The organism is Pseudomonas reidholzensis (assembly GCF_900536025.1).
GTDB lineage: Bacteria > Pseudomonadota > Gammaproteobacteria > Pseudomonadales > Pseudomonadaceae > Aquipseudomonas > Aquipseudomonas reidholzensis.
Map to the genome: position 1 here is coordinate 211,603 of NZ_UNOZ01000013.1, position 24,618 is coordinate 236,220.

At 64.2% G+C, this 24,618-nt stretch carries 19 protein-coding genes; 13 read left to right on the top strand and 6 right to left on the bottom strand.

What is annotated here, in order from left to right; translation table 11 throughout:
* The first annotated feature begins 72 nt into the window (after positions 1 to 72).
* Both CCOS865_RS08955 and CCOS865_RS08960 read left to right on the top strand, forming a co-directional pair.
* Positions 73 to 828 carry a spermidine synthase gene (locus CCOS865_RS08955; protein WP_119139917.1) on the top strand — a complete coding sequence of 252 codons (756 nt, stop codon included), beginning with the start codon at positions 73 to 75 and terminating at the stop codon, positions 826 to 828.
* Between the two features lie 436 nt (positions 829 to 1,264).
* Positions 1,265 to 2,953: a DEAD/DEAH box helicase gene (locus tag CCOS865_RS08960; RefSeq protein ID WP_119139919.1), complete on the top strand. Its 1,689-nt coding sequence runs from the start codon at positions 1,265 to 1,267 to the stop codon at positions 2,951 to 2,953.
* Between the two features lie 914 nt (positions 2,954 to 3,867).
* On the opposite strand, the gene CCOS865_RS08965 is transcribed toward CCOS865_RS08960, so the two are convergent.
* Positions 3,868 to 5,796 (bottom strand): transglycosylase SLT domain-containing protein, encoded by a 1,929-nt coding sequence (locus CCOS865_RS08965; protein WP_119139921.1) that lies wholly within the window; start codon positions 5,794 to 5,796, stop codon positions 3,868 to 3,870.
* 216 nt (positions 5,797 to 6,012) lie between these two features.
* Here CCOS865_RS08965 and CCOS865_RS08970 point away from each other — a divergent pair, with 216 nt between their 5' ends.
* Complete coding sequence (locus CCOS865_RS08970) at positions 6,013 to 7,941, top strand: ATP-binding cassette domain-containing protein (protein WP_119140961.1); 1,929 nt, start codon at positions 6,013 to 6,015, stop codon at positions 7,939 to 7,941.
* 144 nt (positions 7,942 to 8,085) lie between these two features.
* Here the strand turns inward: CCOS865_RS08970 and CCOS865_RS08975 are convergent, their stop codons facing one another.
* Positions 8,086 to 8,532 carry a universal stress protein gene (locus CCOS865_RS08975; RefSeq protein ID WP_119139923.1) on the bottom strand — a complete coding sequence of 149 codons (447 nt, stop codon included), beginning with the start codon at positions 8,530 to 8,532 and terminating at the stop codon, positions 8,086 to 8,088.
* A gap of 109 nt (positions 8,533 to 8,641) precedes the next feature.
* Between CCOS865_RS08975 and CCOS865_RS08980 the strand changes: the two genes are divergently transcribed.
* The 7 genes from CCOS865_RS08980 (at position 8,642) to CCOS865_RS09010 (ending at position 16,940) form a co-directional block, all read left to right on the top strand.
* A complete protein-coding gene (locus tag CCOS865_RS08980; protein WP_119139925.1) occupies positions 8,642 to 9,079 on the top strand; it encodes a hypothetical protein in 438 nt (145 codons plus the stop codon).
* A 509-nt stretch (positions 9,080 to 9,588) separates the two neighbouring features.
* Positions 9,589 to 11,736: a fatty acid oxidation complex subunit alpha FadB gene (fadB, locus tag CCOS865_RS08985; protein ID WP_119139927.1), complete on the top strand. Its 2,148-nt coding sequence runs from the start codon at positions 9,589 to 9,591 to the stop codon at positions 11,734 to 11,736.
* 31 nt (positions 11,737 to 11,767) lie between these two features.
* The gene (fadA, locus tag CCOS865_RS08990) at positions 11,768 to 12,943 is read left to right on the top strand and encodes an acetyl-CoA C-acyltransferase FadA (protein ID WP_119139929.1); all 1,176 of its coding nucleotides are present in this window, start codon (positions 11,768 to 11,770) and stop codon (positions 12,941 to 12,943) included.
* A gap of 78 nt (positions 12,944 to 13,021) precedes the next feature.
* Positions 13,022 to 13,273, top strand: coding sequence for a DUF1653 domain-containing protein (locus tag CCOS865_RS08995; protein WP_119139931.1), 252 nt, complete (start codon positions 13,022 to 13,024; stop codon positions 13,271 to 13,273).
* A 101-nt stretch (positions 13,274 to 13,374) separates the two neighbouring features.
* Positions 13,375 to 15,987, top strand: coding sequence for a type I DNA topoisomerase (gene topA, locus CCOS865_RS09000; protein WP_119139932.1), 2,613 nt, complete (start codon positions 13,375 to 13,377; stop codon positions 15,985 to 15,987).
* Between the two features lie 147 nt (positions 15,988 to 16,134).
* Positions 16,135 to 16,656 (top strand): DUF6586 family protein, encoded by a 522-nt coding sequence (locus CCOS865_RS09005; protein ID WP_119139934.1) that lies wholly within the window; start codon positions 16,135 to 16,137, stop codon positions 16,654 to 16,656.
* Between the two features lie 50 nt (positions 16,657 to 16,706).
* Positions 16,707 to 16,940 carry a hypothetical protein gene (locus tag CCOS865_RS09010; protein ID WP_011534820.1) on the top strand — a complete coding sequence of 78 codons (234 nt, stop codon included), beginning with the start codon at positions 16,707 to 16,709 and terminating at the stop codon, positions 16,938 to 16,940.
* A gap of 49 nt (positions 16,941 to 16,989) precedes the next feature.
* Here the strand turns inward: CCOS865_RS09010 and sulA are convergent, their stop codons facing one another.
* Positions 16,990 to 17,466 carry an SOS-induced cell division inhibitor SulA gene (gene sulA, locus CCOS865_RS09015; protein ID WP_119139936.1) on the bottom strand — a complete coding sequence of 159 codons (477 nt, stop codon included), beginning with the start codon at positions 17,464 to 17,466 and terminating at the stop codon, positions 16,990 to 16,992.
* Positions 17,467 to 17,479: 13 nt separating this feature from the next.
* Positions 17,480 to 18,088, bottom strand: a complete 609-nt coding sequence (gene lexA, locus CCOS865_RS09020) for a transcriptional repressor LexA (RefSeq protein WP_119139938.1) — start codon at positions 18,086 to 18,088, stop codon at positions 17,480 to 17,482.
* Positions 18,089 to 18,375: 287 nt separating this feature from the next.
* Between lexA and CCOS865_RS09025 the strand changes: the two genes are divergently transcribed.
* The 3 genes from CCOS865_RS09025 to nagZ are packed head-to-tail and all read left to right on the top strand — an operon-like array spanning position 18,376 to position 20,695.
* Positions 18,376 to 19,083 carry a TetR/AcrR family transcriptional regulator gene (locus CCOS865_RS09025; RefSeq protein WP_119139939.1) on the top strand — a complete coding sequence of 236 codons (708 nt, stop codon included), beginning with the start codon at positions 18,376 to 18,378 and terminating at the stop codon, positions 19,081 to 19,083.
* Positions 19,084 to 19,135: 52 nt separating this feature from the next.
* Positions 19,136 to 19,660: a L,D-transpeptidase gene (locus CCOS865_RS09030; RefSeq protein ID WP_119139941.1), complete on the top strand. Its 525-nt coding sequence runs from the start codon at positions 19,136 to 19,138 to the stop codon at positions 19,658 to 19,660.
* 36 nt (positions 19,661 to 19,696) lie between these two features.
* Positions 19,697 to 20,695 carry a beta-N-acetylhexosaminidase gene (gene nagZ, locus CCOS865_RS09035; protein ID WP_208644520.1) on the top strand — a complete coding sequence of 333 codons (999 nt, stop codon included), beginning with the start codon at positions 19,697 to 19,699 and terminating at the stop codon, positions 20,693 to 20,695.
* A gap of 36 nt (positions 20,696 to 20,731) precedes the next feature.
* Here the strand turns inward: nagZ and CCOS865_RS09040 are convergent, their stop codons facing one another.
* Both CCOS865_RS09040 and CCOS865_RS09045 read right to left on the bottom strand, forming a co-directional pair.
* A complete protein-coding gene (locus CCOS865_RS09040; protein ID WP_119139945.1) occupies positions 20,732 to 24,043 on the bottom strand; it encodes a DEAD/DEAH box helicase in 3,312 nt (1,103 codons plus the stop codon).
* A 1-nt stretch (position 24,044) separates the two neighbouring features.
* Positions 24,045 to 24,617: a CsiV family protein gene (locus CCOS865_RS09045; protein WP_119139947.1), complete on the bottom strand. Its 573-nt coding sequence runs from the start codon at positions 24,615 to 24,617 to the stop codon at positions 24,045 to 24,047.
* Position 24,618 lies beyond the last annotated feature (1 nt).

Consider the following 24,618-nt stretch of genomic DNA (forward strand, 5'->3'; position numbering starts at 1 on the left):
GGCGACGCGCTTGTTGCACCGGGGGCATTGACGGACAATGCGCGTTTTGCACGCAGGTCAGCGGGAGTGGTAATGGCGAACGAGCGGGAAGAGCGGCTGTTGGCCCGGGTCGAGGATGCCTTTGGCATCGTCAGTGTCTACGAAGTCGAGGATTATCGCTTTCTCGAATTCGGCGAGGCCATCGAGCAGAGCTGCGTGTTCACCGCCGACCCGAGTTGGCTGGAGTACGACTACACCCGGGCCATGCTGGTCGGCGCGCTGTGCCATGCGCAGCCGGAGAGCGCGCTGTTCCTGGGGCTGGGGGCGGGTACCCTGACCCAGGCGTGCCTGAAGTTCCTGCCGCTGGACGACGTCGAGGCGATCGAGCTGCGCCCGGACGTGCCGCGCCTGGCCATGGAGTACCTGGGGCTGGACGACGACCCGCGCTTGTACGTGCGTATCGGCGACGCGGTGGAGTTGCTGCCCACGGCAGAAAAAGCCGACCTGATCTTTGTCGACCTGTACACCGACCATGGCCCAGGGGTGGGCCACCTGGCCTGGAATTTCCTCGAGAACTGCCAGCAGCAGCTCAACCCGGATGGCTGGCTGGTGATCAACCAGTGGGCGGGGGACGACGGCAAGCCGCTGGGTGCGGCCCTGTTGCGCGGGCTGTATCACCGGCATTACTGGGAGCTGCCGGTGAAGGAGGGCAATGTGATCGTGCTGGTGCCGGCGGACCTGGAGCAGGAGTTGGACATCGAGGCGGTGCGCGCGCGGGCTGCGGCCCTGGCGCCGCAGCTGGGGTATAGCCTGGAGTACCTGGTCAAGGCGGTTCGGCCGGCCACTTGAGTCAGTGAAACCGCGTCGCCCTTTTCGCGGGTAAACCCGCTCCCACAGGGATCGTGGAAACCCGACGCTGGCGCGGCATCCTGTGGGAGCGGGTTTACCCGCGAAAAGGCCGACGCGGTGTTCCTGAGGGAACCGATTCAGCCATTATCGAGTGATGGCTCGGTACTGGCCTCATCCCCGGAAAAAAATCTCACTGTAATAAAGGATTTCGGGTATAGTACGCGCCGGTCTTTTAGCGGGCCGCAAAATCAGGTGGTGCAAATCCTCCGAGTCCAGCTTCGGCTGCACGTCCGCTAGGCGGACCTTCCCAAGTTTTTCTTTTTCAATCGTTTTCGCAAATCCCCGCCGCCAAAACTGCCTGGGTGACCTTTGGGTCTTTCAAGGCATGTGCAGTTTTGGAGCATGGGTCTTTGCGGATGCACATAGAGGCAGACCCATGACCCAGGAAACCGGCGGATTCGCCGCTCTCGGACTTAACCCGAACATTGTTGCTGCCGTAATGGCCACCGGCTACGAAGAGCCGTCCGCCATTCAGCACCAATCGATTCCGATCATCCTCGACGGTCATGACATGATCGGCCAGGCGCAGACCGGCACCGGTAAAACCGCTGCCTTCGCTCTGCCGATCCTCAATCGTATCGATGTGAGCAAGCGCGAACCGCAAGCCCTGATCCTGGCGCCAACCCGTGAGTTGGCGCTGCAAGTTGCAACCGCTTTCGAAACCTACGCCAAGCAAACCCCGGGCGTTAACGTCGTTGCCGTGTACGGTGGCGCCCCGATGGGCCCACAGCTGCGTGCCATTCGCAATGGTGCTCAGATCGTCGTCGCTACCCCGGGCCGCCTGTGCGACCACCTGCGTCGCGACGAGAAAGTCCTGTCGACTGTTCAGCACCTGGTGCTGGACGAAGCCGACGAGATGCTCAAGCTGGGCTTCATGGATGACCTCGAAGTGATCTTCGAGTCGCTCCCGGCTACCCGCCAGACCGTGCTGTTCTCGGCGACCCTGCCGTCGTCGATCCGCAGCATCGCCGAGCGTCACCTGCGTGACCCGAAGCACGTCAAGATCCAGAGCAAGACCCAGACTGTTACCGCGATCGACCAGGCTCACCTGATGGTCCACGCTGACCAGAAGATCGCGGCTGTACTGCGTCTGCTGGAAGTCGAAGAGTTCGATGCACTGATCGCCTTCGTGCGGACCAAGCAAGCCACCCTGGACCTCGCTGCCGCCCTTGAAGCCAAAGGCTACAAGGCTGCCGCGCTGAACGGCGACATCGCCCAGAACCAGCGTGAGCGCGTGATCGAGTCGCTCAAGGATGGCCGCCTGGACATCGTCGTCGCTACCGACGTCGCTGCCCGTGGTCTGGACGTACCGCGCATCACCCACGTATTCAACGTGGACATGCCGTACGACCCAGAGTCCTACGTGCACCGTATCGGCCGTACCGGCCGTGCCGGTCGCGAAGGCCGTGCCCTGCTGCTGGTCACCCCGCGTGAGCGCCGCATGCTGCAAGTGATCGAGCGTGTGACCGGTCAGAAGGTTGCCGAAGCCCGTCTGCCTGGCCCACAAGCCGTGCTCGACGCGCGCATCAAGAAGCTGACCGCGAGCCTGGCGCCGCTGGTGGCCGAAGCAGAAGCCAGCCATGGCGAACTGTTCGACCGTCTGACCGCCTCGCTGGAGTGCACCCCGCGTGCCCTGGCCTCGGCCCTGCTGCGCAAGGCCACCAACGGCCAGCCGCTGGACCTGGCTTCGGTTGAGCGCGAGCAGCCGCTGGTGCCGACCAACGCCCCGCGTGGTGAGCGTACCGAGCGTGGCGATCGCCCTGAGCGTGCCGAGCGCAGCGACCGTGGTGACCGTGAGCGTCGCGCGCCGATGCCACTGGCCGAAGGCCGTGTGCGTTGCCGTACCGCCCTGGGTGCCCGTGACGGCATCGCCGCCAAGAACCTGCTCGGCGCGATCCTCAACGAAGGCGGCCTGGCCCGCGATGCTATCGGCCGTATCCAGGTACGCGACAGCTTCAGCCTGGTCGAGCTGCCGGAAGATGGTCTGGAGCGTCTGCTGACCAAGCTCAAGGACACCCGCGTTGCCGGTAAGCAGCTGAAGCTGCGCCGTTATCGCGAGGATTGATCCTCGGGCTCTGAAAAAATCCCCGACCTGGTCGGGGATTTTTTTTGCGTGCGTTTTGTGGAGATGCGTTGGGTTTTGGGGCTTATCCGGTTGGTGTGGTGGCGCTTATGGCCCCTTCCGCCCTTACGGCGGGTCACTTTTTTTCTTGGAAAAAAGTAACCAAAAACCGCTTGCTCCTGCATCCGGCCCTTCGCTGCGCTACGGGTTCCCTCACTCCGGTCTTGCTCCCGCGAGGACCGGGCTGTACGGGCCTTCCTGGCCCGCAGCCCTTGCCGGCCTTCCTGGCCGTCACCTCGCTTCGCAAGACCTCCGTTCGGCCTCCTGAAGTCGCAGTAGATCAAGATCACGAGCCAGATCAAGATCAAGGGCCAGGGCAACGGCTGGCGAATCGCTGCGCTCTCGCGGGTTTATAAGGGCGGTACAGCGCGTCAGCGCCAGAATTTGCAGTGGCAGTCCCGGCCTCTTCGCGGGTAAACCCGCTCCCACAGGTTATCTGCTGACTGTAAGGCCACTGCGGTCCCTGTGGGAGCGGGTTTACCCGCGAAGAGGCCAAGCTATCCACCACCATTGCCACTATCGAAGATAACGCCAGCCCAGGCACCACCCGTAACTTGGCGACCTCAGGAGGCCGAACGGAGGTCTTGCGGAGCGGGGTGACGGCCAGGAAGGCCGGCAAGGGCTGCGGGCCAGGAAGGCCCGTACAGCCCGGTCCACGCGGGAGCAAGACCGGAGTGAGGGAACCCGCAGCGCAGCGGAGGGCCGTATGTGGGAGCCGGCGGTTTTTGGTTACTTGTTTCCAAGAAAAAAAGTGACCCGCCGTAAGGGCGGAAGGGGCCATAAGCGCCACCCCATCCAATGGATAAGCCCGCAGGCCCACAAGCCCGCAAGCCCACAAGCCCAATCCCCCCCGCTAATCACATATCGTCAAAGTACCGCTCATGCCAATCCACCAGCGGCTGCGGCGAATTGAGCTTCTGCCCGTAGATCACCGAATAAGACAGCACGTTCTGCACGTACTGGCGCGTCTCATCAAACGGGATCGACTCAACCCACACATCGAAGCTCAAGTGCTTGGCGCCCTTCAACCACTGCCGCACACGCCCAGGCCCGGCGTTGTACGCCGCCGAAGCCAGCACCCGGTTGCCATTGAACTGCCCATGCACCTGGCTCAGGTAAGCCGCACCCAGCTGAATGTTCTTGTCCGGATTGAGCACCTGCGCCGGTGACGCCAGCGGGATGCTGAACTTGCGCGCAGTCTCCTTGGCCGTCGCCGGCATCAGTTGCATCAGGCCGCTGGCACCCACCGGCGAACGTGCGTCTTCCATGAAGGCGCTTTCCTGCCGGGTGATCGCAAACACCCAGCTCGAATGCAGCCCACGCACCTTGGCCTCGCGCACCAGCGTGTCGCGGTGGGCCATCGGGAAGCGGATGTCCAGGTCATCCCAGTACTGCGCCTGGCTGATGGTGCGGATCGCCGGGAAGTACCAGCGCAGGTCGTAGCCCAGGCGCGCCTGCGCGACCATCTCGTCGCGGCTGAAGTGCCGGCTGACGTGGTACCACTCGCGACGCCCCTCGACGATCTGGCCGCGCGCGTGGAACTCCAGTGCCCGGCGAATCCCCGGCGTGTTGCGCACCTTGTTGACCAGTTGCGGGCTCAACAGCAACGGCTTGTTGTTCAGCTGGTAAGGCGTCTGCACCCGGTCTGCCGCCAGGAAGCCGTAGAAGTCGCGCTCGCGGGCCACGGTCTTGTAGAGCAGCGGGACCTGCGGGTTGTTCGGCTGTGCCAGCTCCAGGCTGCGGGCCTGCCAGTAGCGCCAGCGGCTGCTGCTGGCAAGGTCCTGCGGCAAGCGCTTGGTCAGCGCGTAGGCGTCCTCCCAGCGGCCCAGGCGCAGCAGCAGGCGCAGGCGCCATTCGCTGACGGTGTTGTCGCGCAGCTCAGGGTCGTAGCGGGTCATCAGGTCGAGCGCGCGCGGGTCGTAGCGCCGCGCCAGGGTCAGGCCGATCTCGCGGGCAATGGCGACTTTTTCATCGCGCGAGAAGTGCATGCGCTGGGCGTAGTCATCGAGCAGCGCCATCGCCCGCTCAGGGTCTTGTCGGGCCAGGCGGCGCAGGCCGAGGCTGACCACGTCGGACATCGCCTCGTTGACCGGTGTGAAGCGCGAAGGCTGGTTGAGCAGCTCGGGCTTCTGCGCCACGTCGATCAGCAGCTTGCCCTGCGGGCCGAGGGTGGTGAGCGTCTGCACCAGGCTGTTGGCCAGGGCGTAGTTGCGTGCCTGGGCGGCCAGCTTGATGCGCTCCCAGCGCTTGGCCTCGGTGAGCTGGCCTTCAGCCGCCCACATCGCGAACAGGGTGTCACAGGCAGCCGGCTGCGATTTGCCGACGTTCCACAGTTTTTCGGCGCTGGCGAAGCCTTCGGCGCGCTTGCCGTGGCTCAGCTGGTACTGGCCGTTGAGGCAGTCCAGCTCGGTGAAGTTGAGCTTGGGGTCGTAGTACTTGGCGAAGGTGTTCCACTCGCCACGCTCGGACAGCCAGCGCAGCCAGCGCAGTTTCATCCAGTTGGCCTGGGGCAGGTCACCGTGCTTGGCGAGAAAGCCCTCGATCTCTTCGTTGCTGGCGCCCTTCAGGCGTGCGGTGAGTTCGTCGTAGGCCAGGTACGGGGTCAGCGGGTAGTTGCTGAGGGCCTGCGAATAGCGCAGGTAAGGGCCTTTGTCGCCCTTGGCCAGGGCCCGTTTGGCCTCGTCGTAGTATTGACGTTGCTGGGTGAGGTCGATGGCCTGTGCCGCACCCGCGGTGGCGACAGTGAGCAACAGGCAGGAAGTAATCTGTAACAGGCGGCTGCGCATGATACGTCCGGGCAGTGAAACCATGGGGAAGTGACGGCGAGGCCAGCACTGTTGTATTGCGTAAGCTTAGCCGTTTGCCGACCGCGGGTGAAAGCACTGCCGTTGTATCCAACTGTTTACCGGTACCGGATGTCGCAAAGCACCCGTGCCGGCGTTGACTTGATGCTGGATAGGGTCAAGTCAGGTAGAATGCGCGCCCGGTTTTTGGAGATGATCATGACCCTGCTCAAATTAAGCGATGTGTCCCTCGCGTTCGGCGCCATGCCGCTGCTGGACAAGGTTTCCTGGCAGATCGCCCGAGGTGAGCGGGTGTGCATCATCGGCCGCAACGGCACGGGCAAGTCGAGCATGCTGCGCCTGATCAAGGGCGAGCAGAAGCCTGACGACGGTGCAATCTGGCGCGCCCCGGCGCTGAAGATCGGCGAATTGCCGCAGGAGCTGCCGGTCGCCGACGAGCGTACCGTGTTCGACGTGGTGGCCGCTGGCCTGGATGGCGTCGGCGAATTGCTCGCCCAGTACCATCACCTGAGCCAGAACATCCACAACGATGAAGACCTGGACAAGCTCATGCACGTCCAGCACGAGCTCGAAGCCCGTGATGGCTGGCGCCTGCAGCAAGTGGTCGACAGCACCTTGAGCCGCCTGCAACTGCCGGCCGACAAGACCCTGGCCGAGCTCTCCGGTGGCTGGCGCCGCCGTGTGCTGCTGGCCCAGGCGCTGGTGTCCGAGCCGGACCTGCTGCTGCTCGACGAGCCGACCAACCACCTGGACATCGGTGCCATCGCCTGGCTCGAAGAGGCCCTCAACGGCTTCAACGGCGCCGTGCTGTTCATCACCCACGACCGTTCCTTCCTGCAGAACCTGGCCACGCGCATCCTCGAGCTGGACCGTGGCGGCCTGATCGACTGGAACGGTGACTACGCCAGCTTCCTGGTGCACAAGGAGGCCGCGCTGGCCGCCGAAGAAACCGCCAACGCGCTGTTCGACAAGCGCCTGGCCCAGGAAGAAGTGTGGATTCGCCAGGGCATCAAGGCCCGCCGCACCCGTAACGAAGGCCGCGTGCGTGCGCTCAAGGCGCTGCGTGTGGAACGCGGCGAGCGCCGCGAGCGTCAGGGCAAGGCGAACATCCTGATCGAGTCGGCGGAAAAATCCGGCAAGCAGGTCATGCTGCTGGAAAACGTCAGCTTCAATCACCCGCAGGGGCCGATGCTGGTCAAGGACTTCTCCATGGTCCTGCAGCGCCAGGACCGTATCGGCCTGCTCGGCGCCAACGGTACCGGCAAGACCACCCTGCTCAAGCTGATGCTCGGTGACCTGCAGCCGACCGCAGGCAAGGTCGAGAGCGGTACCAAGCTGGAAGTGGCCTACTTCGACCAGATGCGCCACCAGCTCGACCTGGAAAAGACCGTGATCGAGAACCTCGCCGAGGGTCGCGACTTCATCGAGATCGACGGCCAGAACCGCCACGTCCTGAGCTACCTCGGCGACTTCCTGTTCAGCCCGCAGCGTGCACGCACGCCGGTCAAGGCGCTGTCGGGCGGTGAACGTGCGCGCCTGCTGCTGGCCAAGCTGTTCAGCAAGCCAGCCAACCTGCTGGTGCTGGACGAACCGACCAACGACCTCGACGTGGAAACCCTCGAGCTGCTCGAAGAAGTGCTGTGCAACTACAAGGGCACGGTACTGATGGTCAGCCACGACCGGGCCTTCCTCGACAACGTGGTCACCAGCACCCTGGTGTTCGAAGGCGAGGGCAAGGTGCGCGAGTATGTCGGCGGCTATGAAGACTGGATCCGCCAAGGCGGTTCGGCCAAGCTGCTGGGCGTCACCGAGAGCAAGGGTGGCAAGTCCGAGTTGAACAGCGCCGTGGTCGAGAAGACCGCGCAGGAGCCGGTAGCGGTAGCTGCGGCGCCGGCCGCCGATGCCAACAAGAAAAAGCTCAGCTACAAGCTGCAGCGCGAGCTGGAGTCGCTGCCGGGGCAGATCGACGTGATCGAGAAGGCCATGGCCAAGCTGCAGGAGGAGGTCGCTTCGGCGAGTTTCTACCAGCGTCCGATTGGCGAGACGTCGGCGGTGCTGGCCAAGCTCGAGGCGTTGCAGGCTGATCTGGATGTGCTGGTCGAGCGTTGGGCTGAGCTCGAGGGCTGAGGGTAGCCCTGGCCGTTGACTGGGCTGACCCAATCGCGGGCAAGTCGGATCGCCGCACCGCCGCTCCTACAGAGTTTGCGGTAAACCTGTAGGAGCTGCGGTGCGGCGATCCGACTTGCCCGCGATGGGGTCACAGGCCTCAGGTCATTCTTTTTCTTTCTTCTGCAGGCGCACGGCCAGCACGTCGCAGGGCGCGCCATGCAGCACGTCGTTGGCAGTGGAGCCGAGCAGCAGTGCCAGGCCATGCCGGCCATGGCTGCCGACCACGATCAGGTCACAGGTCTGGTCCTTGGCCAGCTGATGGATCTCCTGGCGCGGCTGGCCGTAGACCAGGTGCGAGTCGCCGCGCTGGATGTCCGGGTACTTGTTGTACAGGCGCTCCATGCGCTCCTTGGCCTGGTCGAACTGCTGCTGTTGCAGCTGCGACAGGTCCATCGGCACGTCACCCCCAAAGGCCATGGCCATCGGCTCGACGATATGCACCAGGGATACCTTGGCGCCGTTGGCCAGAGCGATGGTCTTGGCGCGCTTGATCACCGGGTCGCATTCTTCGGTCAGGTCGACGGCGACCAGAATATGTTGGTATTCCATGGGTGGTACTCCTGACAATCGCGATAGTAGAAGTATGGTCGCTTTCGCGCCGATTACCGTGAAACCTGGCTAACCAGCTCATTTGCAACGCTTTATGGGATCTACAGATATGACGGTATGGCTAGTTGTGTCAATCCTTGCGCTGATTCTCAGCCCGCTGGCCTGGTTGCGCCCCTCGCGCAAACAGAGCGAGCAGATGAGCCTGCGCCTGGCCGGCCGGCGTCTGGGCCTGGCCATGCAGTTGGCGCCGCAGCAGTGGCCGCACTGGCTGCAGAAGGAGCCGCCCAGCCCGTGCCCGCAGTACCATCGGGCACGCCGCAAAGGGCGCGACGATTGCTGGGCCTACTGGCAGATAAGCCCGGGCGTGTGGCTGAACAAATGGCGCGAGCCCTGCGAGGACCCACGCCTGAGCGAAGCCTTCGCACGCTTGCCGGACAACGTCTACCTGGTCGAGGCCGGCACCCAGATGATTGCCCTGTATTGGGGTGAGCGGGGCGATGAATCTGTGTTGCAGGATATTGCCCAGACCCTCGAAACCCTCGCTTAACCCCCTCTACAACGACATCGCGGGGCAACCCCGCTCCTACGTTGCCGCTCCAGAATGGAGTGACAGCGTGAGAGCGGGCTTGCCCCGCGATGCGTTCTGCAGCCGCAGAAAGGCCAGGCAGGCCGGGATACATTCAACTCGCCCATCACTATAGCCGCCCGCGAAAATCCTGCGCGTGTCACGTTGCAGTTTTTTCTTCGCGGGCGCTGTCTATCGCTGACATGAATGCTCGGCGATCACTGTCATCATGCTGAGTACCCGAGCGTTGCAAAATGACCGGAAAGTCGCGTTTTCTGCCTGTTAGCGAGGATTTGACAATGGCGACCTTTTCGGAGAATGTGTGCGTACCCAAATCAAACGGGCGTATGAATTGAGCGTTTGTATGTCAAACCGTTCATGCGTAACCCGACTCTCGCGCTGACGGGTGTGCCTGGAAACGGCGCTGTGCAGACAGCGTTTGCCAGCGTCCGGCGTGTACTGTTCAGCTTCCATATCGTGGAGATCAGTTGATGATTTACGAAGGTAAAGCCATCACGGTTAAGGCTCTTGAAAGCGGCATCGTCGAACTCAAGTTCGACCTCAAGGGTGAGTCCGTCAACAAATTCAACCGCCTGACCCTGGAAGACCTGCGTCAGGCCGTGGCCGCCATCAAGGGCGACGCTTCGGTCAAGGGCGTGATTGTCAGCAGTGGCAAGGACGTGTTCATCGTCGGCGCCGACATCACCGAGTTCGTCGACAACTTCAAGCTGCCCGAGGCCGAACTGGTCGCCGGCAACCTGGAAGCCAACCGTATCTTCAATGACTTCGAAGACCTCGGCGTGCCGACCGTTGCCGCGATCAACGGCATCGCCTTGGGTGGCGGCCTGGAAATGTGCCTGGCGGCCGATTACCGGGTCATGTCGACCACGGCCAAGATCGGCCTGCCGGAAGTCAAGCTGGGCATCTACCCAGGCTTTGGCGGCACCGTGCGCCTGCCGCGCCTGATCGGTTCGGACAACGCCATCGAGTGGATCGCTTCCGGCAAGGAAAACCGTGCCGAAGACGCCCTCAAGGTCGGCGCCGTGGATGCCGTGGTGGTGCCCGAGCTGCTGCAGGCTGCCGCCCTCGACCTGATCAAGCGCGCCATCAGCGGCGAGCTGGACTACCAGGCCAAGCGTCAGCCCAAGCTGGAAAAACTCAAGCTCAACGCCATCGAGCAGATGATGGCCTTCGAAACCGCCAAGGGCTTCGTCGCGGGCCAGGCCGGCCCGAACTACCCGGCCCCGGTCGAAGCCATCAAGACCATCCAGAAAGCCGCCAACTTCGGTCGCGACAAGGCCCTGGAAGTCGAGGCCGCCGGCTTCGCCAAACTGGCCAAGACCCCGGTTGCCGCCAGCCTGATCGGCCTGTTCCTGAATGACCAGGAGCTCAAGCGCAAGGCCAAGGCGCACGACCAGATCGCCCGCGACGTGAAGCAGGCCGCCGTGCTCGGCGCCGGCATCATGGGCGGCGGCATCGCTTACCAGTCGGCGGTCAAAGGCACGCCGATACTGATGAAGGACATCCGCGAGGACGCCATTCAACTGGGCCTCAACGAAGCCTCCAAGCTGCTTGGCAACCGCGTCGACAAGGGTCGCCTGACCCCGGCGAAGATGGCCGAGGCGCTCAACGCCATTCGCCCGACCCTGTCCTACGGCGACTTCGCCAACGTCGACATCGTCGTCGAGGCCGTGGTCGAGAACCCCAAGGTCAAGCAGGCCGTGCTGGCTGAAGTGGAAGGCCAGGTCAAGGACGACGCGATTCTGGCGTCCAACACCTCGACCATCTCCATCAACCTGCTGGCCAAGGCCCTCAAACGCCCGGAAAACTTCGTCGGCATGCACTTCTTCAACCCGGTGCACATGATGCCGCTGGTGGAAGTGATCCGTGGCGAGAAGTCCAGCGAAGTGGCCGTGGCCACCACCGTGGCCTACGCCAAGAAGATGGGCAAGAACCCGATCGTGGTCAACGACTGCCCGGGCTTCCTGGTCAACCGCGTGCTGTTCCCGTACTTCGGCGGCTTCGCCAAGCTGGTCAGCGCCGGTGTCGACTTCGTGCGCATCGACAAGGTCATGGAAAAGTTCGGCTGGCCGATGGGCCCGGCGTACCTGATGGACGTGGTCGGCATCGACACCGGCCACCATGGTCGTGACGTCATGGCCGAAGGCTTCCCGGACCGCATGAAGGACGATCGCCGCTCCGCCGTCGACGCCCTGTACGAGGCCAACCGCCTCGGCCAGAAGAACGGCAAGGGCTTCTACGCCTACGAAACCGACAAGCGCGGCAAGCCGAAGAAGGTTGTCGACGCCACCGTCATCGACGTGCTCAAGCCGATCGTGTTCGAGCAGCGTGAAGTCAGCGATGAAGACATCATCAACTGGATGATGATCCCGCTGTGCCTGGAAACCGTCCGTTGCCTGGAAGACGGTATCGTCGAGACCGCGGCCGAGGCCGACATGGGCCTGGTCTATGGCATCGGCTTCCCTCCCTTCCGTGGGGGCGCGCTGCGCTACATCGACTCGATCGGGGTCGCTGAGTTCGTCGCCCTGGCCGACCAGTACGCTGACCTGGGGCCGCTGTACCACCCCACCGCGAAGCTGCGCGAAATGGCCAAGACCGGCCAGCGTTTCTTCAACTGAGCGTCCAACGAGTTAGAGCGAGAGTATTGATATGAGCCTCAATCCAAGAGACGTGGTGATTGTCGACTTCGGTCGTACCCCGATGGGTCGTTCCAAGGGTGGCATGCACCGCAACACCCGCGCCGAAGACATGTCCGCGCACCTGATCAGCAAGTTGCTGGAACGTAACGACAAGGTCGACCCGAAAGAAGTCGAGGACGTGATCTGGGGCTGCGTCAACCAGACCCTGGAGCAGGGCTGGAACATCGCCCGCATGGCCTCGCTGATGACCCAGATCCCGCACACGTCGGCGGCGCAGACCGTCAGCCGCCTGTGCGGCTCGTCGATGAGCGCACTGCACACCGCTGCCCAGGCGATCATGACCGGCAACGGTGACGTGTTCGTCATCGGTGGCGTCGAGCACATGGGCCACGTCAGCATGATGCACGGTGTCGACCCCAACCCGCACATGTCGCTGTATGCGGCAAAAGCCTCGGGTATGATGGGCCTGACCGCCGAAATGCTCGGCAAGATGCACGGCATCAGCCGTGAGCAGCAGGATGCCTTTGGCTTGCGCTCGCACCAGCTCGCCCATCAGGCGACGCTCGAGGGCAAGTTCAAGGACGAGATCATCCCGATGCAGGGTTATGACGAAAACGGCTTCCTCAAGGTCTTCGACTACGATGAAACCATTCGTCCCGACACCACCCTGGAAAGCCTGGCGGCGCTCAAGCCTGCGTTCAATCCAAAAGGCGGTACGGTGACTGCCGGTACTTCTTCGCAGATTACCGACGGCGCGTCGTGCATGATCGTCATGTCGGGCCAGCGTGCCATGGACCTCGGCATCCAGCCGCTGGCCGTGCTCCGGTCGATGGCCGTGGCCGGTGTAGACCCGGCAATCATGGGCTACGGCCCGGTGCCATCGACCCAGAAAGCCCTCAAGCGGGCTGGCCTGAGCATGGCCGATATCGACTTCATCGAGCTCAACGAAGCCTTCGCTGCACAGGCCTTGCCGGTGCTGAAAGATCTGAAAGTGCTCGACAAGATGAATGAGAAGGTTAACCTGCACGGCGGCGCCATTGCGTTGGGCCACCCGTTCGGTTGCTCCGGTGCGCGTATTTCGGGCACCCTGCTCAACGTCATGAAGCAGAATGGCGGTACCCTGGGCGTCGCCACCATGTGTGTCGGCCTGGGCCAAGGCATCACCACTGTCTTCGAACGCGTCTGATCGCGGCGCAAGACAGCAGCCGGGGCCATGTGCCCCGGTTTTTGTTTTTTACAGGATTTGTTCAAGAGGGTGAGCGACATGCACATACAGCCAGGCGTATACCGGCATTACAAGGGGCCTGAGTATCGTGTGTTCGGCGCGGCACGGCATTCCGAGACCGAAGAGTGGCTGGTGTTCTACCAATGCCTGTATGGTGAGTACGGGCTGTGGGTGCGACCGCTTTCGATGTTTCTCGAGTCGGTCGAGGTTGACGGCGAGCAGGTGCCGCGCTTTGCTTTGGTCAAGGCCGAGCAAGGGCAGTTCGAGCAGCCTGGCGCAGCTACCGGTTAGACGACCGCGCTTGACCTCACCCTGTTGCCACTATATATAGCGGTGCCGCGTGCGGCACCTGACGCGTTTTTAATTTTTCAGATTCAGGAATACTCCGATCCATGGGCAAATCGCTGGTCATTGTGGAATCCCCGGCCAAGGCCAAGACCATCAACAAGTACTTGGGCAGCCAGTACGTGGTGAAGTCGAGTATCGGCCACATCCGTGACCTCCCCACCAGCGGTTCCGCCAGCGCCAGCAAGGAGCCGGCGGCCAAGCGTGGCAAGGCTGCGGCGGCTGATGCACCGGTCCTTACGCCGAAGGAAAAGGCCCGTCGCCAGCTGGTGGCGCGCATGGGCGTCGATCCGGATGCGGGCTGGAAGGCCAAGTACGAGATCTTGCCTGGCAAGGAAAAGGTCATCGAAGAACTGCGGCGCCTGGCCAAAGATGCCGACACCATCTATCTCGCGACCGACTTGGACCGCGAAGGGGAGGCGATCGCCTGGCACCTGCGTGAAGCCATCGGTGGCGATGACACCCGCTACAAGCGCGTGGTGTTCAACGAAATCACCAAGAAGGCCATCCAGGAAGCATTCTCGCAGCCTGGCGAGCTGGACATCGACCGGGTCAACGCCCAGCAGGCGCGACGCTTCCTCGACCGCGTAGTGGGTTACATGGTCTCGCCACTGCTGTGGTCGAAGATCGCCCGCGGCCTGTCTGCCGGCCGTGTGCAGTCGGTGGCGGTAAAACTGGTGGTTGAGCGTGAGCGCGAGATTCGTGCGTTCATCCCGGAAGAATACTGGGAAGTCCACGCCGACCTGGGCACTGCCAAGGACGCCAAGGTGCGCTTCGAAGTGGCGCGCGAGAAGGGTGAAGCCTTCAAGCCGCTGAACGAAGCACAGGCCATGGCCGCCCTGGACAAGCTCAAGGCCTCCAGCTACAGCGTCGCCAAGCGCGAAGACCGCCCGACCAGCAGCAAGCCGTCGGCGCCGTTCATCACTTCGACCCTGCAGCAGGCGGCGAGCAATCGCCTCGGCTACGGCGTGAAGAAGACCATGATGATGGCCCAGCGTCTGTACGAAGCCGGTTACATCACCTACATGCGTACCGACTCGACCAACCTCTCGGTCGATGCCGTGGAAATGGCGCGTGCCTACATCGAGCGTGAGTTCGGCAAGCAGTACCTGCCCGAAGCGCCGATCGTGTATGGCAGCAAGGCGGGCGCGCAAGAGGCGCACGAAGCCATTCGTCCGTCCGATGTCGCCACTCACCCGACCAAGCTGACCGGCATGGAGCGCGATGCCGAGCGCCTCTACGAGCTGATCTGGCGCCAGTTCCTGGCCTGCCAGATGCCACCGGCGCAGTACCTGTCGACCAGCGTCACGGTCAACGCCGGCGATTTCGAGCTGCGTGCCAAGGGCCGCATCCTCAAGTTCGACGGTTATACCCGTGTGCTGCCGCAACAGACCAAGCCGGGCGATGACGACGTGCTGCCCGACATGGCCCAGGGCGAGTCGCTGAAGCTGATCAAGATCGACCCGAGCCAGCACTTCACCAAGCCGCCGGCGCGCTTCACCGAAGCCAGCCTGGTCAAGGAAATGGAAAAACGCGGTATCGGTCGCCCGTCGACCTATGCGGCGATCATTTCCACCATCCAGGACCGTGGCTACGTCACCCTGCACAACCGCCGCTTCTACTCCGAGAAGATGGGCGACATCGTCACCGAGCGTCTGTCGGAGAGCTTCTCCAACCTGATGGACTACGGCTTCACCGCCGGCATGGAAGAAAACCTCGACGACGTGGCCCAGGGCGAGCGTGACTGGAAGAACGTGCTGGACGAGTTCTACGGCGACTTCAGCAAGAAGCTGATGACTGCCGAGTCGCCTGAGCACGGCATGCGTGCCAACCAGCCGACCATGACCAACATCCCGTGCAAGGAATGCGGCCGGCCGATGATGATCCGCACCGCTTCGACGGGCGTGTTCCTCGGCTGCTCGGGCTACACCCTGCCGCCGAAGGAGCGTTGCAAGGCCACGGTCAACCTGGTGCCGGGCGACGAGATTGCCGCCGACGACGAAGGCGAGTCGGAATCGCGCGTGCTGCTGGGCAAGCACCGCTGCCCGATCTGCGCCACGGCGATGGACGCCTACCTGCTGGACGAGAAGCACAAGCTGCACATCTGCGGTAACAACCCGGATTGCGTGGGCTACGAGATCGAGCAGGGCAGCTACCGGATCAAGGGCTACGAAGGCCCGAGCCTGGAGTGCGACAAGTGCGGCAGCGAGATGCAGCTGAAGACCGGCCGTTTCGGCAAGTTCTTCGGCTGCACCAACGCGGCGTGCAAGAACACCCGCAAGCTGCTCAAGAGTGGTGAGGCGGCGCCGCCGAAGATGGACAAGGTGGAGATGCCGGAGCTCAAGTGCGAGAAGGTCGACGACACCTATGTGTTGCGTGACGGCGCTTCGGGGTTGTTCCTGGCGGCCAGCCAGTTCCCGAAAAACCGTGAGACCCGTGCGCCGCTGGTGCTGGAGATTCTCCCGCACAAGCACGAGATCGACCCCAAGTACCACTTCCTCTGCGATGCGCCGGCCAAGGACCCTGAAGGCCGACCTGCGGTGATCCGCTACAGCCGCAAGACCAAGGAGCAGTACGTGCAGTCCGAAGTCGATGGCAAGCCGACCGGCTGGAAGGCGTTCTACGACGGCAACGCGTGGAAAGTCGAAGACAAGCGCTGATCTGCGCTGAGTGGTAATCGCGGGCAAGCCCGCTCCTACGCAAACCTGTAGGAGTGGGCTTGCCCGCGATGCTTTTGGGCTTGCGATAAGGCAGGGCGATGCCTGAAACTGGCTTATCGCCTCGCAGCCTTACGGAGGGCACTCGACATGACCCAGGAACTCTACACCCGCACCAACCAGAAACTGTTCTTCGCCGGCCTTGCGCTGGAGTCCATGGCCAAGGCGGAACAAAGCCGCGCAATGAACGCCCAGGGCCTGATCCAGGCGGAGCGTGAATCAGCGCTGTTCCACCTGTACGGCGCGCTGTTGGGGTTGTGTCACGAGATCGCCGGTTTCTACCGCTTGCCGCAAGCCAACGCCGCCCGCGCAGAGCTGCTGCTCAATGATGAAGTGCTGCAAAGCGTGGCGATTCCGGAAATGGCCGAGATGCTCGAGCTGACCCGCCAATCGGAAACCTGGCTGGCGCAACTGCTAGCCGCTTATGCCGATTTGTTCCGACCACCTGTCGCGAAAAAAGCCCCGAAAACCGACGTTACCCAGCCCTTGATCCAGGCCATCAACCTCGATCAGGCCGAGACGCCTGCGCTGTCGCACGAGGAGTTGGAGCGCTGGCGCAGCAGCCTCAAAGACCTGGTGCGGCGTTTTCGTGACGCGTTGAGTGAGTGCTGACAGGCCCCATGGCTGGTACAATGCCGGCCTTTCGTGGAGAACAACCCTTTATGTCGACGTCCTTTCTTGAAATTGTAGAGTTGCCTGATGGCCGGATCGAGCTGCGTCGCGCCGAAGACGAAGGCTCTCTGGTAACCCTGGATTTCTCTGAGGACGCCAAGGCATTCCTGCAGGGTCAGCACGTTGAAGTGGCCAAGGCCATGCTCAGCGTGGGCGTGCAGATGGCCGGCAAGTTGGTCGAGGGTGATTTCGAACGTGACGAAGGTCCGCGCGTTCTGCACTGAGCCCGTCACACCGACACGACAGCGATGGACTCCAGGCAAAGCCTGAATATCAGCCGAGGCGGATATTCAGGCTTTGTGCGTTTCCGGCATTGGCCGCGCGGATCAGCTGCTGGCGGGTATTGACGTTGAGGTTGCCCAGCCAGCTGACCACGGTGTGGCTGTGGCCCAGGCGCAAGGCTTCGCAAGCCAGTTGCAAGGCGCTCTGGTTGCCGCCCGGTTGCAGCAACAGGATGCGCTCGCGGTTCAGCCCGGCGTCGCGCAGCCACGCCTGGGTCAGGCTCGAGGGTGGGGCGATCAGCGTCAGCCAGCGCGCATGCACCTCTTCGCTGAGCTCGCGCAGTACAGGCGCCAGCAGGCTCTGGCAGTGCCCTGGCGCACCGCGCAAGGCCAGTTCGCTGAACCGCCCAGGCTCGTCGTGCTTGCGCGCCTGGGCGCTGGCTTTGAGGCCCGGCAACACCGGTTCGGCCAGAAAGGCTTCGAACAGGGGCAACTGGACGGACTGCGGTGCATGGGTGAACGGCTGCATGGCGCCTCCTGGATCAGCGGCGAATGACGCCGACGCTCAAGCCCTCGATAACCAGATCCTGTTGTTTCAGGTCGACTTCGATAGGGGCGAATTCTGGGTTCTCGGCGAGCAGCCAGACCTTGCTGCCTTCGCGCTTGAAGCGCTTGACGGTCACTTCGTCACCGATCCGGGCGACGACGATCTGGCCGTTGCGGGCTTCGCGGCAGGTGTGCACCGCCAGCAGGTCGCCGTCGAAGATGCCGACATCCTTCATGCTCATGCCGTGCACCCGCAACAGGTAGTCGGCAGGCGGGTGGAAGAAGGTCGGGTTGATGTTGCAGGATTGCTCGATGTGCTGTTCGGCAAGGATCGGCGCACCGGCAGCGACCCGGCCGATGATCGGCAGGCCGGCTTCTTCGGTCTTGGTTTCGTGACCGGGGATGCGGATGCCGCGGGATGCGCCCGGGGTCATCTCGATCGCGCCCTTGCGGGCAAGGGCCTTGAGGTGCTCCTCGGCGGCATTGGGGGACTTGAACCCCAGCTCCTGGGCGATCTCGGCGCGGGTCGGCGGGAAGCCGTTGTCGTCGAGGCAGCGTTTGATGAAAGCCAGAATCTCGGCTTGGCGTGGCGTCAGTTTCAGCATGGCGAGCGCTCTGTCTTTTTATACAGTGACTGGGATTATATACAGTAGAAGGGCAGCTGCAAGCGGCAAGCTGCAAGAAAAGCCGCAATGCGCCGCGGCCAGGCGTTGCGGGCGGCCTGCCGGGGTTTCTCGCGTTATGATGCAGCCCGCGCCTGTTGGCGCTTGCAGCTTGTGGCTGGGGGCTTTTAAATGGCGACCGGTGGGTCACCGAGTCTTGACAGATGACAGCCTGAAACGTATGTTTCAAACAACTGTTTGTCAGGCTCGTCCCGGAGTAGTGAGTAGTCATGGCCCAATCGGAAACCGTTGAACGCATTCTCGATGCTGCCGAGCAGCTGTTCGCGGAAAGGGGGTTCGCGGAAACCTCGTTGCGGCTTATCACCAGCAAGGCCGGGGTCAACCTGGCGGCGGTGAACTACCACTTCGGCTCCAAGAAGGCCCTGATCCAGGCGGTCTTCTCGCGCTTCCTCGGCCCTTTCTGTGCCAGCCTCGAACGTGAGCTGGAGCGTCGCCAGGCGCGTCCAGAGAGCAAGCCGAGCCTCGAAGAGCTGCTGGAAATGCTCGTCGAGCAAGCCTTGGTGGTGCAGCCGCGCAGCAACAACGACCTGTCGATCTTCATGCGCTTGCTGGGCCTGGCCTTCAGCCAGAGCCAGGGCCACCTGCGGCGCTACCTCGAAGACATGTACGGCAAGGTGTTCCGCCGCTACATGCTGCTGGTCAACGAAGCCGCGCCGCGCATTCCGCCGATCGAGCTGTTCTGGCGGGTGCACTTCATGCTTGGCGCCGCGGCGTTCAGCATGTCCGGGATCAAAGCCCTGCGGGCGATTGGCGAGACCGATTTCGGCATCAATACCTCGATCGAGCAGGTCATGCGCCTGATGGTGCCGTTCCTCGCCGCCGGCATGCGTGCCGACAGCGGTGTCACCGATCCGGCCATGGCCGCCGCCCAGTTGCGCCCGCGCAGCAAATCCAACGGCGCGCCGGCCAAGGCCTGAGGCCGCGGCGCGGCACTGGGCTGGGCGCCGCGCTTGGGCTAAGCTAGCGGCCATGCCCGACCTCGATTTCCTGCACATTTCCCTCGCTGACCAATGCCTCTACGGGTTTGCCCGTGGGCAGCTGCGCGTGCGCCTCGCGGTGTCCACGGCGCGTAATGGCGCGGGCGAGCTGAATGGCTCGGGGTGCACGCCGCGCGGCCTGCACCAGGTGCGGGCGAAGATCGGCGCCGGCTTGCCGGAGGCGGCCGTGTTGCGCGGTCGGCGCTGGACGGGCGAGGTCTGGTCGCCGGCGCTGCACGCCGCGTGCCCGGGGCGTGACTGGATCCTCAGCCGCATCCTCTGGCTGAGCGGCTGCGAACCTGGGATCAACCGTCTTGGCCAGGTCGACACCTTCCGCCGCTATATCTACCTGCATGGCACACCCGACACGGAACCCATGGGCATGCCGTTGTCCCATGGCTGCGTGCGCCTGCGCAATCACGACCTGCTGGCACTGTTCGAGCGCGTCCCCTTGCACTGCCCGGTGCGCATCGACGAGGCGGCCTGCCCGCAGTGGGCTGCTCTGACCATTCTATGAAACACATCGCATGAAGGACTTTCCATGACTGCCAGCCTGCAAGGCTCCCTGATGGTCGACATCGCCGGTCACTGGCTGACCGCCGAGGACCGTCAGCTCCTGCGCCAGCCCGAAGTGGCTGGCCTGATCATCTTTGCCCGCAACATCGACAGCCCGCGCCAGGTGCGCGAGCTGTGCGCCTCGATTCGCGCCATTCGCCCTGACCTGATCCTCGCGGTTGACCAGGAGGGTGGCCGAGTCCAGCGCCTGCGCCAAGGGTTCGTGCGGCTGCCGGCGATGCGCGCGATCGCCGATAACGACAATGCTGACTACCTGGCCGAGCAGTGTGGCTGGCTGATGGCCACCGAGGTGCTGGCGGTGGGCCTGGACCTGAGCTTTGCCCCGGTGCTGGACCTCGATCACCAGCGCAGTGCGGTGGTCGGCAGCCGTGCCTTCGAGGGTAACCCCGAGCGGGCCACGCAATTGGCCGGTGCGTTTATCCGCGGCATGAGCGCGGCCGGCATGGCGGCGTGTGGCAAGCACTTCCCGGGGCATGGTTGGGCCGAGGCGGATTCGCATGTGGCGATCCCTACGGACGAACGCAGCCTGGCGCAGTTGCGCGAGGCCGACCTGGTGCCGTTCAGCCGCTTGAGCGGCCAACTGGCGGCGGTGATGCCGGCGCACGTGATCTATCCGCAGGTCGACAACCAGCCGGCCGGCTTCTCGCGGCGCTGGCTGCAGGACATCCTGCGCGGCGAGCTGGGCTTTGATGGGGTGATCTTCAGTGATGACCTGTCGATGGCCGGGGCGCATGTGGTCGGTGACGCGGCCAACCGCATCGAGGCGGCGCTGAGTGCGGGCTGTGACATGGGGCTGGTGTGCAATGACCGGGCGGCGGCGGAGCTGGCGTTGACGGCGGCGCAGCGGTTGAAGGTCAAGCCATCGCCGCGCATCGCCGGGATGCGCGGGCGCGGCTTTGCGCGCACTGATTATCGTCAGCAGCCGCGGTGGCTGGAGGCGCTGGGGGCGTTGAAGGACGCGCAACTGGTCGACTGACAGATTGCTGGGGCCGCAGAGCGGCCCCAGACGGTACTACCTGCTGCGCTTTCCGGGTAGTGGCGCGAACAGGGCTTCGATCTCTTCGTCGCCGAGGCGCCATTGGCCACCCTGGCCGCCATCCAGCAGCCCTGCCGCCAGCGCGGCCTTCTCCTGCTGCAACAGCTGGATCTTCTCTTCCACCGTGCCCCGGGTAATCAGTTTGTAGACGAACACCGGTTTATCCTGACCAATCCGGTAGGCGCGGTCGGTGGCCTGGTTTTCGCTGGCCGGGTTCCACCACGGGTCATAGTGGATCACCGTGTCGGCGGCCGTCAGGTTAAGCCCGGTACCGCCCGCCTTGAGGCTGATCAGGAACACCTCGCTGTCACCGCGCTGGAAATCCTGCACCGGCGTGCGCCGATCACGCGTATCGCCGGTCAGCAGGCTGTAGCGAATGTCACGCTTCTCCAGTTCCTGCTCGATCAACGCCAGCATCGAGGTGAACTGAGAGAACAGCAACACGCGGCGCCCCTCGCTGAGCAGCTCCTCGAGCATCTGCATCAGGCTGCCCAGCTTGCCCTTGTCGGCCTGGTTGCCCTTGCTCTCGACGCTTTTCACCAGGCGCAGGTCGCAGCACACCTGGCGCAGCTTGAGCAGCGCGTCGAGGATGACGATCTGGCTGCGCGCCGCGCCATTGAGGGCGAGCTCGTCGCGGACCTTCTTGTCCATCGCCACCCGTACCGCTTCGTAGGTGTCGCGCTGGGCGTCGCTGAGCTCGACCCAGTGGACCATCTCGGTCTTGGCCGGCAGCTCCTGCGCCACCTGCTCCTTGGTCCGGCGCAGGAGGAACGGGCGGATGCGGCTGACCAGGTGCGCCATGCGCTCCGCGTCGCCGTGGCGCTCGATGGGGGTGCGGTAGTCCTGGTTGAAGCGCTTGATGTCGCCCAGCCAGCCGGGCATCAGGAAGTGGAACAGCGACCACAGCTCGCCCAGGTTGTTTTCCATCGGCGTGCCGCTCAGGCACAGGCGTTGGCTGGCCTGCAGCTCGCACACCGCCTGGGCGGCCTTGCTGGTGCTGCTCTTGATATTCTGCGCCTCGTCGAGCACCAGCGTGTGCCAGTGCTGCGCGCGCAGGTGTTCCAGGTCGCGGGGCAGCAGGGCATAGGTGGTGAGGATCAGGTCGTAGTCCGGCAGCGAGGCAAAGTGCTTGCTGCGCCCAGGGCCGTGCAGGGCCAGTACGCGCAAGTCGGGGGCGAAACGCTGCGCCTCGTCGAGCCAGTTGGGTATCAGGCTGGTGGGCATTACCGCCAGCGCCGGGCGGTCCAGGCGCCCGTGCTGTTTTTCCAGCAGCAGGTGGGCGAGGGTCTGCAGGGTCTTGCCCAGGCCCATGTCGTCGCCAAGGATGCCGCCGGTGCCCATTTCGCGCAGCGCCTGCATCCAGTTCAGGCCTTGTTGCTGGTAAGGCCGCAAGGTGGCGTTGAGCGCCGTCGGCGGCTCGACCTGCAGGTCGCGGGCATCGCGCAGGCGGCGGCCGAGGCCGCGCACGTGCTCGCCACCTTCCCACAGCAGCGGCAGCTGTTCGATGTCGTTCAGGCGTGCGGCGTCGGCCCGCTCCAGGCGCAGCGAAGGGCCGCTGGTGTCCTCGTGCAGGTACAGCTCGCCGAGGGTGCCCATGACCGCCTTGATCCGCCCGTAGGGCAGGGCGACACGCAGGGCGGGGCTGTCTGCGCGGCCGCGATTGAGGTCGATCAGCAGGTGCTCGTCGTCGCTGCGTCGGGCCAGTTCGCTGGGCCGTAGCAGCTCAGGGTTGCTGCGCAGCAGTTGCAGGACGATCGGCAGCAGGCTGTGGCGCTGGCCATCGACGACAATGCCCAGTTCGAGGTCGAACCACTCGTGGCCTGGGGCTTCTTCGACGCTGGCGTACCAGTCGTCGACCTCGTGCAGGTTGAACGAGAAGTCGCGGTGCACGTCGACCTCCCAGCCCGCTTCACGCAGGCGTGGCAGGCCTTCCCGGGCAAAGCGCAGCCAGGCTTCGTCGTCGGGCAACTGGTGCATGTCGCCGGCGCTGTCGGGCAGGGCCTTGCTCTGCCTTGTCGCGGGCTTGAAACCGAGGTCGCGCAGGGTCTTGCGGATGGCTTGCTCTGCCTGCGGCTGGCGGCGGATGCGCTGGCTGGTGTCGCCAACCAGGCGGGTCAGCGGTTTTTCATCGTTGCCGATGGCGCGCAGGCCATCGTAGTCGAACGCCAGCGCGGCGCGGTGCTGCATCTGGCGCTGCATGCGGCCGGTCTTGGGCGTGTAGGCGCTGAACTCGAGGCTGCCCAGGGTCAGCCGAGGGGTCGGCTGACAGCTGTCCAGGGTTTCGCTGTGCACGGCGGTTGGCGTCGGCACGTGTCGGTTCAGGGCATTCAGGCGATGGCTCAAAGGGACAACCAGGTGTTCGGGGACGATAGGGGCGCGGGCCAACTGGCTGGCGATGAACGGGTCGAGGTGGTGCTGCAGCCTGCCAGTCTGGTGCGTCTCGGGGTCGACGTAGTAGAGCGGGTCGAGCGGCAAGGCGAGCAGGGCGGTGCGGTCGTTGTGGTACCAGGCGCCGCGGTAGCTGCCGTTGTCCAGTCGGACCCAGCGAAATTCGGCATGCCGCTCCGGTCCCGCCATCAGCGGGGCTTGCTGGTCGGCCAGCAGCAGGCGGCCGGTCGCCAGGGCGTACTCGAGCAGCTCTGCGCCTTTCTTGCCTTCCAGGGCGATCGCCGCGGTGGTGGCGTTGCGGCCTTGGGTGTCGATCAGGCGCAGCACCCGGGCGTCTTCGTCGGTGACGTAGCGTGGGGTGTAGTAGATCATCTCCGGCATCGAGGTGATCCGCCCAAGCTTCAGCTGACCGTCGCTTTGCGGGGTGCCCTTGTAGGCGGTCAGCAGCCAGCGCTCATGGTCGCTGCTGATCTGGTAGTAGACGGCCGGGCCCTTGCGCGAGGGTTGCTGGGCGGCGGCAGGTGCGGCGGGCGCTTCCAGGCCTTCGACCCATCGGCTCAGGGCGTGGGGCAGCGACAGGGACGGGTCTTGCTCCTCAGGGTTGTTGTCCAGCAGATGGAACAGTGCGGCGGCGCAGTGCTTGCAGTTGATCCCGACCGGGCAACTGCAACGGGCCAGGACCCGCAGGCGGCCGTCGTTGAGGATCAAGCTGATCTTCTGGCTGTAGTGGTTGCGTGCCGAGCCCGTGCAGGTCGACTCGACGGTACCGCCCTTGCTCGAGTGAATCGTCACCCGCGCCTGGGCCGCGTAATCGCGGCCGCGCGCCAGTGCACCGGAATCGAAGTCGGCCGTCCAGCCTGGGTGGTCCCTGAGCAGCTGCAGCGCGTCGCCGTGGTTCACCTCACTGCTCCATCGTCTCCGGGTCCATCACCGGTATCTTCCGTGCACCCACCGGTGCGACCTTGAGCAGCAGCGCCAGGTGCCCACCGTCGAGGAAGGTCAGCTCGCCGCGCTTCATGTTGCTGTTGGTCTGGCTGAACTGCTCGCTGCGCAGCACGCTGCCGTTGCCGTCGAGCTGGTTGACCCAGAAGTTGGCCTCGACGGCGATGAAGCGGCCGTCGGCCAGGCTCAGGTTGCCTTCGATCGGGAAGTGGCCGAACTGCTCCTCGCCCGCGCCGACGGCGATCCGGCTCGGCTCGCTGCCGACCTGCTGTTGCCAGGCCTTGTGCAGCAGCACGGTGTAGCTCGGCGTCGCCTCCAGGCGGGTCGCCTCGTCGGCCAGCACGGGCGGGCGCTCGGCGTCCTTGGCCAGGCGCGGGGCGCCCGCGCTCCAGTCTTCGGGGGCGAACTGGCTGGTGACCGCAGGCACGTCGTTCTGCCGCACCAGCAGCACTTCTACCTGATACAGGCCTTCAGCGAAGGCGGCCGGCGCACACAGCGTCAGCAGCAAGGTCAGGCAACGGATGGCACGCATG

What these genes read in the sequence shown, in the direction of transcription:
- CCOS865_RS08955 (WP_119139917.1), top strand. Translation starts at nt 73, where the DNA reads ATGGCGAACGAGCGGGAAGAGCGGCTGTTGGCCCGGGTCGAGGATGCC.
- CCOS865_RS08960 (WP_119139919.1), top strand. Translation starts at nt 1,265, where the DNA reads ATGACCCAGGAAACCGGCGGATTCGCCGCTCTCGGACTTAACCCGAAC.
- CCOS865_RS08965 (WP_119139921.1), bottom strand. Translation starts at nt 5,796, where the DNA reads ATGCGCAGCCGCCTGTTACAGATTACTTCCTGCCTGTTGCTCACTGTC.
- CCOS865_RS08970 (WP_119140961.1), top strand. Translation starts at nt 6,013, where the DNA reads ATGACCCTGCTCAAATTAAGCGATGTGTCCCTCGCGTTCGGCGCCATG.
- CCOS865_RS08975 (WP_119139923.1), bottom strand. Translation starts at nt 8,532, where the DNA reads ATGGAATACCAACATATTCTGGTCGCCGTCGACCTGACCGAAGAATGC.
- CCOS865_RS08980 (WP_119139925.1), top strand. Translation starts at nt 8,642, where the DNA reads ATGACGGTATGGCTAGTTGTGTCAATCCTTGCGCTGATTCTCAGCCCG.
- fadB (WP_119139927.1), top strand. Translation starts at nt 9,589, where the DNA reads ATGATTTACGAAGGTAAAGCCATCACGGTTAAGGCTCTTGAAAGCGGC.
- fadA (WP_119139929.1), top strand. Translation starts at nt 11,768, where the DNA reads ATGAGCCTCAATCCAAGAGACGTGGTGATTGTCGACTTCGGTCGTACC.
- CCOS865_RS08995 (WP_119139931.1), top strand. Translation starts at nt 13,022, where the DNA reads ATGCACATACAGCCAGGCGTATACCGGCATTACAAGGGGCCTGAGTAT.
- topA (WP_119139932.1), top strand. Translation starts at nt 13,375, where the DNA reads ATGGGCAAATCGCTGGTCATTGTGGAATCCCCGGCCAAGGCCAAGACC.
- CCOS865_RS09005 (WP_119139934.1), top strand. Translation starts at nt 16,135, where the DNA reads ATGACCCAGGAACTCTACACCCGCACCAACCAGAAACTGTTCTTCGCC.
- CCOS865_RS09010 (WP_011534820.1), top strand. Translation starts at nt 16,707, where the DNA reads ATGTCGACGTCCTTTCTTGAAATTGTAGAGTTGCCTGATGGCCGGATC.
- sulA (WP_119139936.1), bottom strand. Translation starts at nt 17,466, where the DNA reads ATGCAGCCGTTCACCCATGCACCGCAGTCCGTCCAGTTGCCCCTGTTC.
- lexA (WP_119139938.1), bottom strand. Translation starts at nt 18,088, where the DNA reads ATGCTGAAACTGACGCCACGCCAAGCCGAGATTCTGGCTTTCATCAAA.
- CCOS865_RS09025 (WP_119139939.1), top strand. Translation starts at nt 18,376, where the DNA reads ATGGCCCAATCGGAAACCGTTGAACGCATTCTCGATGCTGCCGAGCAG.
- CCOS865_RS09030 (WP_119139941.1), top strand. Translation starts at nt 19,136, where the DNA reads ATGCCCGACCTCGATTTCCTGCACATTTCCCTCGCTGACCAATGCCTC.
- CCOS865_RS09045 (WP_119139947.1), bottom strand. Translation starts at nt 24,617, where the DNA reads ATGCGTGCCATCCGTTGCCTGACCTTGCTGCTGACGCTGTGTGCGCCG.